The sequence below is a fragment of the Sphingomonas sp. PP-CE-3G-477 genome (assembly GCF_003050745.1).
Lineage (GTDB): Bacteria > Pseudomonadota > Alphaproteobacteria > Sphingomonadales > Sphingomonadaceae > Sphingomonas.
Genome location: NZ_QAOF01000016.1, coordinates 10,938 through 24,838 on the forward strand (window position 1 = coordinate 10,938; position 13,901 = coordinate 24,838).

The following is a 13,901-nucleotide window of genomic DNA, read 5'->3' on the forward strand; positions in this document are numbered from 1 at the left end:
AGGCTTGAGCGCGTCACCGGAGAGACGAATATGGTCGATCGAACACCATCAGAACAACTTGCCACGCGATCGATCGATCGCCTCGTGGCGGCAGGCCTCGTCCGCGCCGAACAGCGCGAGCGTATGATCGACAAGATCGCCTCGGGTGCAATGAAAGGTAGCGACTGGAGGCTCGAGATCGAGCTCTCCGAGGATACGAACCGGGCATGACCGCGCGGCCTCAACTTACCGCGCTGGTCATCACTGCGTTCCGCGGTTCGACGGGCACGCTACGTATCGACTTCGATAAGAAAAAGAAGCTGGCGCTGATTTACGGCGAGAATGGCACCGGCAAAACCACAATTTGCGATGCTTTTGAATTCCTTGCCCGTGGCGAGATTGGTTCATTGAAGGACCGCGGAATCGGTAGCGGGCTTGCCAAATACTGGCCCTCCGCGGGTCGGTCGCCCGGCGACGTCAGCGTGACTTTGACGACAGAGGCAGGTGCGTGCGCCGGAACCATCGCGGCTAGCAAGGTGGTGGTGGCACCAATCAAGGACCGTCCGCGGGTCGAAATTCTCCGCCGTGGCATGCTGCTAAAATTGATCGAGGCAACGCCAGGCGGGCGGTACGAGGAGATCAAGCGGTTCATCGACATTAGCGCGTACGAGCAGTCTGAAGATGCGCTGAAGTCGCAGTTATTGGCGTTGCGTCGGGAAAAGGACGCCTTGGCAGCGGAGGAAACCCAGTATCTCGTCCAGCTGAACGACTTCTATGAGCACGACGGAAAGCAGGCGGGCGTAAACGCCGTCACTTGGGCCGAGGGGCGGCTGGCTGAGGCAACGACCGACGCGACCGCGGACATCAAGGCAGTCGAGCAACTCCGGCTCGCGTACCTCACGCTGACGAGCTTTCCCGATCTTTTCGCCACCGCCGGTACGGCTGATGATCGCGCAGAAAAAGCAGTCGCCAACGCCGAGTCGGCGGAACAGGCACTGGCGGGCGCGGGTTCCGGTCCTGAACTGGTCGCGTTGTTACAGGCGGGGCAACAGCTTTTGGCGGATCATGCTATCGTCGCGGAATGTCCACTTTGCGAAAGCCGCGAGCGTATCGCCGGCCTCCGCGATGCCATCGAACGGCGGCTGGCCCGCTTGGAGACCATGCGCCAAGCCAGCGACGATCGCCGCAGGGCGCAAACGGCCGTGCAGGGTACGCGCGCCCGGCTCGCCGATCTTCGAGCCGCCTATGCGAGCGCCGTCGCGACCTTCAACGAACGCCTTGCGGGGCGTGAATGGCCGGTCGAGGTCGTACGGCCGGGCGAACCTGCCCCGACCGACATCAGCCGCCTCCAGAACTGGCTCGCGACAGCCGATGTTGCATCGCAGAGCTGGTCGTCAGCGGAGACGACATGGCGCAACCGAGCGAACTCACGCATCATGCTGCGAAAGGCGTTCGATCGCTATACCGCTGCTGCCGAGAAACGCGAAGAATGGGCGGCGCTTGAGCCGCGCCTCGATGCCGCATCAAAGATTTTGGTCGCGGAAAGGCAGATGTTCGTTGATGGAATTATCACCGACATCGCCAAAACGGTCGGCGATCTTTACGAGCGGATCCATCCCGGCGAAGGCCTGAACAAGATCGCCATGCCACTCGATCCCAAGCAGCGCGCATCGTTGCTGCTGCGAGCCGAGTTCGCAGGGCAGGACGCGCCTCCTGCAGCCTATTTCAGTCAATCACATCTGGACACTCTTGGCCTGTGCGTCTTTCTCGCACTTGCACTGCGCGAGCGGGCGGACGACACCATCCTGATTTTGGACGACGTGCTCGGCAGCATCGACGAGCCACATGTCGACCGGGTAGTCGAGATGATCTATGCCGTCAGTCAGCGTTTTCGCCACGCCATCGTAACGACGCATTACAGGCCTTGGCGTGAGAAATATCGCTGGGGATTTGTGAAGCCCGGGCAGGAATGCCAGTTCGTCGAACTAACCGGCTGGGCGATTAAGGACGGTATGCGGCTGTCCTCGACGCGGCCGGAGACTGAGCGGCTGAAGGACCTGCTCACGCATTCACCGGTCGACACCCAAGCGGTCTGCGGCAAGGCGGGCGTAATTCTAGAGGCGGCGCTCGACCACCTGACGCTTAAATATGGCTGCGCCGTGCCACGCAAGATCGGGGAAGCCTACACAGTGAGCGATCTGCTCCCCAACATCAACGGCAAGCTACGCAAAGCGCTTCGGGCCGAAATATGCGAGGATGGCGTCGTCGTCGCATCGACTGAACTCGGGCCGATCCTCGACGAGCTGACCCGGATCGCACAGGCGCGCAACGTATTCGGTGCGCATTTCAAAGAGATCACCTTTGAACTGATGGATGCAGACGCGATTGGATTCGCCCAACAAGTCGTCGCGCTCGCCGACGCGCTAGTCTGCCCCACCTATGGCTGGCCCGGTAGCAATAAGTCGGGCAGCTATTGGCGCAATTCGGGCGACACGCGCCGGCTGCATCCCCTTCAGAAGCCGAGCTGATGCCTGCCCTCAATACAACGCGGCTCGCTGTGCTTCGCGAAGTGCTTGCGCGCGATTTCGTACCGCTTCTTCCCCCGTTGCTTGATCATGCGCATTCGGACGACAAGCTTACGAAGAAGAATCTTTCTCGCGCGTTTGGCGCCTTTGTGCTCTCGCAGCACTGCGGCCTTGCACCTGAGGATGCCACGCTCTCCGTGGTGGACGATTTCGATGACGGCGGTATCGATGCAATCCATTATCACCGACCAGACAGAACGTTGATCATTGTCCAAGGCAAGCTCAAGGCTGGCGAACAGTTTCAGCAGGCGGAAGCCCAGAAGTTCGTTGAAGGCGTTCGCCGACTCGTTCGATCCGACTTTGCCGGCTTTAACGCGAACATTCGTGATCGCGCCGAGCGCATTACCGAGGCGCTGGACGATTGCGAGGCGATCCAACTTCTCGTCACGTACGTGGGCGAGCGCGTATCGGACAACGCGCGCGCGGCAATAGACGCGTTGATCAACGACGCGAGCCTCGACGAGCGGCGCTTCGCCCGCCCGTTCCTAGACTATGGGCCCCAAGCTGTGGACGTGGCTCTAGGTGCCTATGGAGCCCACCCGTCCATCAACACTAGATTGTCGGTGATGAGAGCTAGGAGCATGGACGAACCGCGTCAGAGCCGTTTCGGCGTGGTCTGGCTGCGCGATCTAGTAGCGCTGTATCAAGTTCATGGAGCCGCGCTGTTCGACCGCAATATCCGCAATCATCTGGGCGACGAGACATCGGTCAATCGGGACATTCGGGAGACGTTGATCAACGATCCGGAGTTATTCTTCTACCTGAACAATGGCGTGACGGCGTTGGCCAGCGAGATCAAGCAGCGCCGTGCCACTGATTCCGCGACCACGTACGACCTACGTGGCTTCAGCATAATCAATGGCGCTCAGACGATAGCCAGCGCGGCAAGTGTGGCGGAAAGTATCGACCGAGCAAAGGTCGCGGTGACCATAATCAAGGCGGCTGCAGACGGCGATTTTGGAAAGCGCGTGACTCGTGCGCGAAACAATCAGAACCCCGTCACACCAATCGGTTTCGCGGCCCTAGACGACGTTCAGGATCGAATTTGGAGCGACATGAAAGCCATCGGCTTTCGATATCACTACAAGTCGGAACCGAGCACGCGCGAACCCGACGTGATCGACTTACCCGAAGCCATGGCAGCACTAGGTCTGTTGAGCCACGATCCACGGACGCCCTACTGGATCGCGAGCGCGCCGAAGAACCCGCACTCTGCCGGAATGGACAGCTATGAATCGTTGTTTAGTCCTGCTCCGAGCGGCTATCACGTCGCTAATGCAGTGATCGCTACGCGCAGCCTGCTGGAATTTGCCCGCGGCTGGTCAGGTGCAGACAGGTTCGAGACGGAAACCTACCGATACGGTCGGTACGTCTTCGTCTGGGTTATGATGAAGCGGCTGCACCGCGAAATCATCGCCGATCGGCTCCTGGACCCTGTCAAGCTTGCGGCGGCGATCAGTGCACCGGTCGATGAGGCACGACAACAGCTTTCCGAAACTGTCGCCTCGCATGCAAACGCAGGCGGCACGCCTCGCTCCGCTTCGTCCGTGCTGCAAACACGCAACGACATTTTTAAGGTGTTGGAACTTTTCGCAATCCGCAACTTCGCGGTGCCCAACGATGATCGCCTACAGGGTGCTCAAAACGCTCGCCCCGTGCGAATTGTTGGAGCCAAGACGCTACCTGTTTATGACTACCCCCAACCCCTGTTCGCCTATCTCGTCACTAAGGCTCCGCATATCGTGATCCCCGTATGAAGAAACAGAAGCTTGAACTCACATGGGTGGGCAAGGAGAACCGGCCCCGGCTGGAACCCCGGATCCTTGTGGAGGAGCCGGCGCTGTCTCACCATTCGACGGTACGTCGGGTGGGAGACCTGTTTGACAACAGGCTGATCCAAGGGGACAATCTGCTCGCGCTCAAGGCGCTGGAGGCGGAGTTTGCAGGACAGGTAAAGTGCGTTTTCATCGATCCGCCCTACAATACCGGTTCGGCGTTTGAGCATTACGACGATGGGCTGGAGCATTCCCTCTGGCTAAGCATGATGCGCGACCGGCTGGAACTGATCCGCCGCCTGCTTCGCCCCGATGGTTCGCTGTGGGTAACAATTGATGATCGAGAGATGCCGTACCTACGTATTCTTCTAGACGAGGTATTTGGCCGCGCTTCATTCATAGCGCAAAATGTTTGGCAAAAGCGCTATTCTAGGGATAATAATTCGGCGATTGGCGACGTCCATGACTATGTGATCTGCTATGCGATAAACGCGGCGACGTTTAAGACTGTGCGAAATAAGATTGAGATAGACGAGAAAACTCGCTCGGCGTATCGGAACCCGACGAATGATCCGAAAGGACCTTGGCGCCTGATCCCAATGAACGGCGCCGGAATTCGAAAGAACCAGCAGTACCCCGTTCAGACACCAAGTGGAAAAACCATATTTCCTCCAGAAGGACGCCACTGGTCTATCCTAGAAGAAAAGTTTTTGGCTCTTGTTGCTGAAGGCAAAGTATTCTTTGGCAAAAATGGCGAATCACAACCCGGCCTGATTAGATATCTTAGCGAAGTTGAAGGCTTGGTCCCTTGGACGTGGTGGCCTCACGAGGAGGTCGGCCACACCGACGAGTCAAAGAAAGAGATTCAGCAGCTTTTTGGTAAATCTGCTGCTTTCGACACGCCGAAGCCAGAGCGATTGATCAAGCGCGTATTGGAGATTGCCACTAATCCGGGTGACCTCGTACTAGACTCCTTCGCTGGCTCCGGCACAACGGGGGCCGTCGCCCACAAAATGGGTCGCCGGTGGATCATGGTCGAATTAGGCGACCACGCTCGCACACTCGTTGCACCGCGCCTGCGAGGGGTGATCGACAACGAAGACCGCGGCGGCGTTACAGAGGCGACCGGCTGGAGGGGTGGTGGCGGCTATCGCTACTTTCGCCTCGCACCCTCACTACTTGAATATGATAAATGGGGCCGGGAAGTGGTGTCCAAGGCTTATAACCCGGCGATGTTAGCGGAGGCGTTGTGCAAGCTCGAGGGCTTCACCTACGCGCCTTCGGAGACCGAGTACTGGAATCACGGCCATTCGACCGAGCATGACTACCTCTACGTCACGACGCAGACGCTGACGCACGAGCAGCTGCGCGACCTGTCGGAGCAGGTCGGCGAAGGGCGCACTTTACTCGTCATGTGCGCTGCCTATCGAGGCGATGCGCGTTCGCTACCCAACCTCACGGTCAAAAAGATCCCTGATCATGTCCGCGACCGGTGCGAATGGGGCCGCGATGACTATAGCCTGGAGATCAGCGCTTTGCCGATGGCAACGGAACCCAAGCCAAACGACGTTGATTTATTTGGAGCGCCAGCCAAGTGAAGCGGCAAGTCCCCGCCATCGCCGGGCGCCTGAGCCTGCGCGCTCCGCAGCGTGAGTCGTTGGAGATCCTCGACCGAGTCGTCGAACTTGCCCCGCTGAGCAAAGGGATCGACCGCGAGGCGGCGCTGGCTGCGATACGAACCGAATTCCCAAGTGTCACGGATTTCGAGCGCGATTTCCCGTCGTTGTGCTTTGCCCTCGCAACAGGGGTGGGCAAAACTCGCTTAATGGGCGCCTTCATCGCCTATCTTCATTTGGCGCACGGGATTAACAACTTTTTCGTCCTCGCGCCGAACCTGACGATTTACGACAAGTTAATCAGGGATTTCACGCCGGGTACGGCAAAATACGTGTTCAGGGGCATCGCCGAGTTCGTCACCGACGAGCCAGAGATCATTAACGGCGATAACTTTGAAAGCCGTGGCGCGCTTCTGGATACGCTGCGTCGGTGTAAAATTAACATCTTCAACATCTCTAAGATTAACTCGGAGGTGCGGGGTGGCCGCCAGCTGAAGATGCGTGGTTTCAAGGAGACGTTAGGGGAGAGCTATTTCGACTATCTCGCTGGCCGCCCCGACTTGGTGTTGATCATGGACGAGAGCCACCGTTACCGCGCATCGGCAGGATGGCGTGCGCTCAACGAACTCAATCCAGTGTTAGGACTGGAGCTGACCGCAACACCGTTTGTGGAGCTGGCAAAGGGAGCGGTGCCCTTCAAGAACGTTATCCTCGATTATCCGCTTGGCCGCGCGATGGCCGACGGTTTTGTCAAGGAGCCCGCAGTCGTTACGCGCAAGGACTTTAACCCGGCGAACATGAGCGCCGATGCGATCCAGCGCCTGAAGCTAGAGGACGGCATCCGGCTGCATGAGAACGTTAAGGTCGAGCTGGAGACCTACGCCCGCCAGAGCGGTCGGGCGGTGGTGAAGCCCTTTCTGCTGGTGATTGCGCGCGACACCGGCCACGCCGCAGATCTGAAGCGTGAAGTCGAGGGGCTCTACGACGGCCGCTACGCCGACCGGGTCATCCAAGTAGACTCCAGCGTGAAGGAGGAGGAGACGATCCAGCGGCTTCTGCGCGTCGAAGACGCAAGTGAGCCGACCGAGATCGTGATCCACGTGAACATGCTAAAGGAGGGATGGGACGTCTCCAACCTCTACACGATCGTTCCGCTACGAGCCGCCAACGCGCGCACGCTGATCGAACAGTCGATCGGCCGCGGCCTTCGCCTGCCTTATGGTGAGCGCACCGGCGTAACCGCTGTGGACCGGCTGAACATTGTCGCGCACGACCGTTTTCAGGAGATCGTGGAGGCGGCCAGCCGCTCAGACTCGCCGATCCGGATGCAGTCAGTGGTGCTGGATGGGGACACACTGGGCGAACGGCTAACGACGGTGCGCTCGCGACCGGGTTATGCCGAGGCGCTGGGGCTGGCCGATACAACGGGCACCGTGTCGGCGTCGCCCGAGGTCCGTGAGACGCGATCGGCTTTCCAAGACGCGGAGCAGGATATTGCACGCCTCGCTTGGGCCGAGTTCCGCCGGTACGAAACACAACCTGACCGCGCACCGAACAGCGCCGCGCTGCTGCGGCCCGACATCCAGAGGGCGGTATTGGAAGAGGTCGAGCGCCGCTGGCGTCCTTCGCAGCTCGGACTAGACGGCGTTGCGCCAAACCCAGACCTGGCGTCGGTCGTGGCGCGGACGGCAGCGCTAGTGGTAGGCGGAACGATCGATATTCCTCGCATCCTGGTAACGCCGCGCGGCGACGTGCAGGGTGGCTACCACCCCTTCACGCTCGACCTGTCTGGTGTGCGACCGCCTCCTGAGGGCGGCTCATTATGGGTGCAGGAGCTGCGCACAGGGCAGGGCAGAACGCTAACGCTCGGATTGGTGCACGGACGGAAGCGAGAGGCCAGCCCGGCGGACTATATCGTGCGACGGCTGATCGACTTTCCCGACGTAGACTACGGCCAGCACGCCGACCTTTTGTACGATCTCGCCGGCCAAGTCGTCGCCCATCTCCGTGGCTACCTCTCTGCACACGAAACGGAAAGCGTCCTGGAGGCCCAAGACGAACTGCTCGCCCGCGTCGTCCACACGCAGATGCAAGCGCATTACCGCGAGGACGGCGACAGCGGATACGACATTGTTGTAAAGCGCGGCTGGACGGCGCTACGGGATAGCGCGTTTACCGCGGCTGCCGATCAAGCACCGCTCGATTTCCGCGTCTCGCCGCCAGACAAAAGCAACATGGCGCGCTACCTGTTCGGTGGATTTAAGCGATGCCTTTACCCAACGCAGAAGTTCCAGTCTGATGCAGAACGCAAGCTAGCTATCGTGTTGGATCGCGAAAGCGTGAAATGGTTCAAGCCAGCGAAGGGTCAGTTTCAGATCTTCTATCGGCAGGGCGCAGACCATCCAGAATATCTGCCTGATTTCGTTGCAGAGACAGCCGATCGAATATTCATGCTTGAGCCAAAAGCGGCTAATCAGCTCGGCGATCCAGTAGTCAAGGCCAAGACCGCAGTTGCGCGGGCGTGGTGCGAAAACGCGACACTTCATGCTAAGCGGCACGGCGGGAAGCCATGGTCTTACGCTCTAATTGCCCACGATGTGATTGCTGAGAACACATCTTTAGACAGATTAACTTACGGATCACAAAATCTATAACATGAGTAGATTTTGTGAAAAGCCCCCCCCCCCCGTTACTCAACAGCAACCTAAGCAATCGCAAATAGCTATATCTATCTAGCGGCGTCGGGAATGCTCGACTGCGAACAGATTTGTCACGGTTTATTAGCCAGACGTTTCAGGAAAAACGATTAGACCGCGATTGCGGTACAAGCTTTTCGTCAGTGGCGAGAGATATTGCGAGCAGTTCATGCTCACATCTGTTGGCTCGCCAGAACACGGACGACTTCCTGTTTGGCTACCATGCGGATCGGATGCCGGGTATCGGCTAAGGCTAAATTTAGTTCTAGGGGTAAATAAGTATGTATCTTTCTGGTGGAACGATCGCCGACGCGCTCTCAGCGATCCAGAAGCGCGATTATGTGCTACCAGCCATTCAGCGCGAGTTCGTCTGGAAACCTGAGCAGATCGAACGGCTATTTGACAGCCTCATGCAGGGCTATCCGTTCGGTACGTTCTTGTTCTGGAAGGTCGAGCCCGATACAGCTGGCAAGTTCCGCTTCTACGATTTCGTCCTAGACTATCACCAGCGCGACGCCGCCCACTGCCCGCCCGTCGGTAAGCTACCTGGCCATCCGATCGTTGCAGTATTGGACGGGCAGCAGCGCCTAACCGCGCTCAACATTGGCCTGCGTGGTTCGATGGCCGTGCGGCAACCGGGTAAGTGGTGGACCAACGACGCTGCGTTTCCCAAGCGCAAGCTCTGCCTCGACCTTACCGCACCGCGCGAGGCGGATGAGGATGGCGCAATATACCGATTCAAGTTCCTTTCCAAAGCTCAAGTCGACGAGTCGAAGAACGCAACTTGGCTGCCGATCTCAAAGGTACTAGCGCTTAAAGACGTGTCGGACTTGCACGATATGATTGAAGATTATGACCTTGAAAAAGATCAACGCAAGTTGGCGTTTAACGCTGCCGACCGGCTTAGGAAGGTAGTGCACGACGTTCCCTCGATCAACGTTTATGAGGAGAAGTCCCAAGACATTGAGCGGGTTCTGAATATATTCATCAGGTTAAACGCCGGTGGCACGGTACTGTCTTACTCTGATCTCCTCTTAAGTATTGCTGTAGCCCAGTGGAAGCAGCTTGACGCGCGGGAGGCCATTCACGGACTCGTCGACAATTTAAATGATATCGGGCGGGGATTTACCTTTAGCCATGACTTTGTCCTAAAAGCGGGGCTGATGCTTGCCGACATTTCCAGCGTTGGCTTCAAAGTCGAGAACTTTACAGCCGCGAATATGGCGAAACTCGAAGCCAAGTGGGAGAGTATAGACGCCGCTCTGCGGCTGACCGTCGGACTGGTCGCAAACTTCGGCCTAAGCGGTCAAACGCTGCGTGCCGATAGTGCGCTACTGCCGATCGCCTATTACATCCACCAACGCGGGTTCGACGAGAAGTTTCTGAGCCATTCGTCGTTTGGCGGCGAGCGGGAAGCGATCCGCGGCTGGCTTCTTCGTTCTTTGCTGAAGGCGTCGGGTATTTGGGGAAGTGGCCTTGACGCGCTACTCACTGCATTGAGAGAAAAGATAAAGGGGAAGGGCCAGGAAGAGTTCCCAATCAAGGCGCTTGGGCGGACGATGGAAGCACGCGGCAAATCCCTGCAATTTGGCGAGGCCGAGATCGACGATCTTCTACACCTGCCGTACGGCGACCGGCGCATGCTGCCGCTCTTGTCGCTCCTGTTCCCCTTCGTCGACCTGCGGCATGAGATGCACGTCGATCATGTGTTCCCCATTTCGCGCTTTGCTGCAAAGAAGCTGAAAAAGGCGGGATACGACGCTGACGAAGCGGAGCAGATGTACGAGCACGCAAACGCTCTACCCAATCTTCAGCTGCTAGAGGGAGCAGCGAACAAGGAAAAGCAGTCTGAATTGCCGGCCGCCTGGTTGGCGAAAGCAAAGTCGAATGCAGCTGCTCGCGCTCAGCATATTCAAGCCCATTCGCTTGGTGAGATTCCTGAAGATTTGCCCGGTTTTGCGTTGTTCATCGAGAAGCGACGCGCGGCACTTCGGGCGCGGCTATACACTTTACTAGGGACGGTTAACTGAGCAGTAAAGTGACGGAGAAAAAGATGTCGAGTGTCAAGGCGATGGCGAGCGATTTGTACAAGTCGTAGAAATCCAAGTAGTTACGCATGCGGACCCTCCCAGCAGCAGCGTCTCGCGAATACCCGCGAATGCTTCCCTCTCTGACGCGATCGAACCGTCCAGAAGCAGCTTCCGGTTGGCAAAATACGAAGCCCAAAACCCTTAAGCTCGATATCCCAGATGGTGTACTCCGACGCCCTCATCGGATGTTTCCAGCGAGCAAAACTGCCATAGAGAAACGCGCGTGAACATAGAGTGTCTTCTTCGACTTCAGGAGGCTCTGTGGTCGACGAGAGATGTACGGGATGAGAGTGAGCCGGTTTTCACGGCACTAAATAGCCATCATCGGCACCCAAACTTTCCACCGTTTTCGTGGCCAAGGACACTAGTTCAATTGGATTTTTTATGAATGCATGCGTAGCATGCAAGGGTATGCTCCGCTCGGGGGAGGCCTTGAACGAGTCTTCGTTTTAAGAGTGTTGGCGCAGGACTCGGATGTTTCCATCTGAGTCTAGCCGATTTAGCATTCCCGTTGGTACCAAGGGGTAGTCATGACCTTGGTACCATTCGGTACCTTTGCGTCGGCCATTTGATCGGCGATTTAACCATACCTTATGCGCTGGTAGGATCAGGCGATCATCCGCTCGATCGCTGTTCCGATTTGTTCCGCTGCACCGAGGACATGATTGTCATCGAGGTGCGCATAGCGCGAGGTCGATTGTGTGTTGCGGTGTCCGAGCAAGCGACCAATCATCGGCAGCGTTTCCCTATTCATCGCCGCATGACTCGCGAACGTGTGCCGAAGATCATGAACTCGAACCCCCGGCAGCCCAGCTCGGTCGCGGATCGACGGCCAGTGATTGCCGATGCGCAGTACCGGCTTGCACAGCACCGGGTTCCAAAACAGCCACGCCACGCCCCGCTGGCGTGGCAGGGCGGCGATCACCGCACGGGCCTGATCACCCAGCCAAACGGTGCGCGGCCCTGTCTTACTATCGCGTAGCTTCAGTCGGTTTCCCTTGACGTCCGACCATTGCAGGCCGGCCACCTCGCCCGAACGACACCCCGTCAACAGCAGGAGGGTCACCGCCGACGCGACAACCGCCTTAAGCTTGTCCCCTCCGGCTCGATCCTCTGCCAGCACTTCGCCCAACCGCTCCAACTCAGCGGATGATAGAAAGCGCTCGCAACGGTACTTCCGGTTATGACGAACGGTCCGGCATGGATTGGTGTTCTCAAGACGATAGCCCCAGTTTTCTGCCTTGGTCAGCATGTTGGCGAGGATAGTCAGGCAGCGGTTGGCCGCCCCCGGTCCAGTCTCGTTATTGAGCGCGGCGAACCACTGGGTGACATGAGCGTCGTTCAACTCGTCGATGAAGATGCCAGGGAAGGCATGGTCGAGATAGAGCCGGCGGTACACGCCGTGCGTCGCAAGAGTGGAAGCCTTCCAATGCGCCGACCAGCGCCGCCAATATTCGTCGACGAAATTATCGAAGCGTGGCGCGGAGCGGATGCGGGCACGATCGGTCGCCGGGTCATGACCGACCTGCGCATAGGCGATCACGCGCCGTGCAATCGTCAGCGCCTGATGCTGGCTAATGATCGTGCTCGGTGCGATCGTGATCGTGCGGAGACGCCCAGCCATGCGGGTCTGGACGATGTAGACCTCGCGCCCAGTAGGGTAGAGACGCAAACCAAAGCCGCGTTCATGCTCGAACCAGGTCGTCGACCGAGCTTTGGTATCTGATCGATAGGGATATGGATATTCAAAGGATATCCCAACCTCGGCCAACGATTCGCGCACGATTCTTTTGAGTGCCAGCGCTGTCATGCCCGCAGCCCCATCGCTTGAGCCAGCGCGCCAGAGATCCGCTGTGCGGCATCCCCAATGACGTCGTCTGCAAGGTGCGCGTACCGGGCGGTGGTCTCCGGCAGCACGTGACCAAGCAGTCTGCCGATCGTAGCGAGGGGGACGTTGTCCATAATAGCGGTGGATGCGAAGCTGTGCCGCAGGTCATGAATGCGAAGGTCGGGCATCGAACACCGCTGACGCAGTGCCGTCCACCAGCTGACGACGGCGACAGGCGCTTTGCCGGTTCTGTCTGGGAACACCAGAGAGCAATCTTCACGGCGGGGCAAGGCGTCCAGAATGGCCAACGCCTGACTGTTCAGCCAGATAGTCTTCGCGCCTGTCTTGCTATCGGGCAACGCCAGACGGGGCGGTTGCACCCACCCCCAACGTAGGTCGCGGATCTCTCCGACCCGCGCGCCCGTGTAGAGCAGCAGCCTGACGATCGCGACCTGCGCCGGGTGGGTTGCTTCCGCGTCCCGAAGCGCCGCGCCGAGTCGGCGATATTCCAGCGGCGAAAGGAAGCGCTCCTTTGGCTCGCGGGGGTAGCGGGGGAGACCCCGACAAGGGTTCGAACCCTTTCGCCGGAAATGGAGCGCCTCGGCATATTTCAGGAGACTGGCCAGCACCGGCACCGCCCGATTGAAACGGGTTTCGGCGCACCCCGCGCAATCGTCACGCCAGCGGATCACATCGGCTGGCAACACCTCGGCGACCCGCGTTGCGCCAAAGACCGGCGCGAGGTCGCGCCGCCATGCATCATGGTTACGCTTGGCGGTCGAAGGTTTCCAGTAACGGGCAATGTCGTCCCAGTAGGTTTCGACATAGGCAGACAACGTCGGTGTGGCCTTCACCGACTTATGCTTGGGCAAGCCGTCCAAGGCCACCTCGGCCAACAGACGGCGCGCCTGAGCACGCGCAAGGGTTGCGCCCACGTCCTCAACCCGTCCGATCGTAACGCGGCGCTGCTTACCGCGATGACGAAGCCGCACTGTCCAGAAAGCGTGTCCGCTTGGTCGGATACGGAGGCCGAACCCGGCAAGTTCTGTGTCCCAGATGACATATTCCGAAAGGTGGGCAGGATGGTTTTTGCGAGCAAAATTACCGTCCAGTAGTGCCCATTTTTGAGCTCTGGAGGCATTGGGGACCAAATAGCCATCACAAGGGGCCAAATCAGGTTCGCAACCGACTAAAAACGTTGATTTTTTGGGGACCAAATGGCCATCGCCAGGCCCCAAACTGCAAGCCGCTTTTGAGCGACGCACCATTGATTTTGCTAGCTTCTTTTCCATTCTGCAAGCGTAGCTTGCGTAAGGTGTGCACTACCGCCGC

At 58.5% G+C, this 13,901-nt stretch carries 8 protein-coding genes, 1 tRNA gene and 1 pseudogene; 7 read left to right on the plus strand and 3 right to left on the minus strand.

Translation table 11 applies throughout. The features are described from left to right. The first annotated feature begins 30 nt into the window (after positions 1 to 30). From C8J45_RS19000 to C8J45_RS18100, 6 genes are all read left to right on the plus strand, one after another. On the plus strand, positions 31 to 210 hold the full coding sequence (locus C8J45_RS19000) for a hypothetical protein (RefSeq protein ID WP_146168664.1): 180 nt from the start codon (positions 31 to 33) through the stop codon (positions 208 to 210). Further along, positions 207 to 2,507 (plus strand): AAA family ATPase, encoded by a 2,301-nt coding sequence (locus tag C8J45_RS18080; RefSeq protein WP_107964545.1) that lies wholly within the window; start codon positions 207 to 209, stop codon positions 2,505 to 2,507. The genes C8J45_RS19000 and C8J45_RS18080 overlap by 4 nt, the downstream gene beginning before the upstream one ends. Next, a complete protein-coding gene (locus C8J45_RS18085) occupies positions 2,507 to 4,321 on the plus strand; it encodes an AIPR family protein (RefSeq protein ID WP_107964546.1) in 1,815 nt (604 codons plus the stop codon). The genes C8J45_RS18080 and C8J45_RS18085 overlap by 1 nt, the downstream gene beginning before the upstream one ends. After that, the gene (locus C8J45_RS18090; RefSeq protein ID WP_107964547.1) at positions 4,318 to 5,937 is read left to right on the plus strand and encodes a site-specific DNA-methyltransferase; all 1,620 of its coding nucleotides are present in this window, start codon (positions 4,318 to 4,320) and stop codon (positions 5,935 to 5,937) included. The genes C8J45_RS18085 and C8J45_RS18090 overlap by 4 nt, the downstream gene beginning before the upstream one ends. Beyond that, positions 5,934 to 8,609: a DEAD/DEAH box helicase gene (locus C8J45_RS18095; protein WP_107964548.1), complete on the plus strand. Its 2,676-nt coding sequence runs from the start codon at positions 5,934 to 5,936 to the stop codon at positions 8,607 to 8,609. Before C8J45_RS18090 ends, C8J45_RS18095 begins: the two co-directional genes overlap by 4 nt. Positions 8,610 to 8,932: 323 nt before the next feature. Next, positions 8,933 to 10,681, plus strand: coding sequence for a DUF262 domain-containing protein (locus C8J45_RS18100; protein WP_107964549.1), 1,749 nt, complete (start codon positions 8,933 to 8,935; stop codon positions 10,679 to 10,681). Positions 10,682 to 11,348: 667 nt separating this feature from the next. On the opposite strand, the gene C8J45_RS18105 is transcribed toward C8J45_RS18100, so the two are convergent. Further along, positions 11,349 to 12,551 carry a site-specific integrase gene (locus tag C8J45_RS18105; protein WP_107964550.1) on the minus strand — a complete coding sequence of 401 codons (1,203 nt, stop codon included), beginning with the start codon at positions 12,549 to 12,551 and terminating at the stop codon, positions 11,349 to 11,351. Further along, positions 12,548 to 13,081: a site-specific integrase gene (locus C8J45_RS19355; RefSeq protein WP_181321286.1), complete on the minus strand. Its 534-nt coding sequence runs from the start codon at positions 13,079 to 13,081 to the stop codon at positions 12,548 to 12,550. Before C8J45_RS19355 ends, C8J45_RS18105 begins: the two co-directional genes overlap by 4 nt. On the opposite strand from C8J45_RS19355, the gene C8J45_RS19360 reads away from it, so the two are divergent. Further along, positions 13,067 to 13,158: transfer RNA gene (locus C8J45_RS19360), tRNA-OTHER, on the plus strand. The two genes, C8J45_RS19355 and C8J45_RS19360, sit on opposite strands and share 15 nt — an antisense overlap. 97 nt (positions 13,159 to 13,255) lie before the next feature. Here the strand turns inward: C8J45_RS19360 and C8J45_RS19755 are convergent. Beyond that, positions 13,256 to 13,861 (minus strand): annotated as a pseudogene (locus C8J45_RS19755) (Arm DNA-binding domain-containing protein); the annotation flags it as partial. Positions 13,862 to 13,901 lie beyond the last annotated feature (40 nt).

Coding starts and splice junctions, on each gene's coding strand:
- C8J45_RS19000 (WP_146168664.1), top strand. CDS start 31: ATGGTCGATCGAACACCATCAGAACAACTTGCCACGCGATCGATCGAT.
- C8J45_RS18080 (WP_107964545.1), top strand. CDS start 207: ATGACCGCGCGGCCTCAACTTACCGCGCTGGTCATCACTGCGTTCCGC.
- C8J45_RS18085 (WP_107964546.1), top strand. CDS start 2,507: ATGCCTGCCCTCAATACAACGCGGCTCGCTGTGCTTCGCGAAGTGCTT.
- C8J45_RS18090 (WP_107964547.1), top strand. CDS start 4,318: ATGAAGAAACAGAAGCTTGAACTCACATGGGTGGGCAAGGAGAACCGG.
- C8J45_RS18100 (WP_107964549.1), top strand. CDS start 8,933: ATGTATCTTTCTGGTGGAACGATCGCCGACGCGCTCTCAGCGATCCAG.
- C8J45_RS18105 (WP_107964550.1), bottom strand. CDS start 12,551: ATGACAGCGCTGGCACTCAAAAGAATCGTGCGCGAATCGTTGGCCGAG.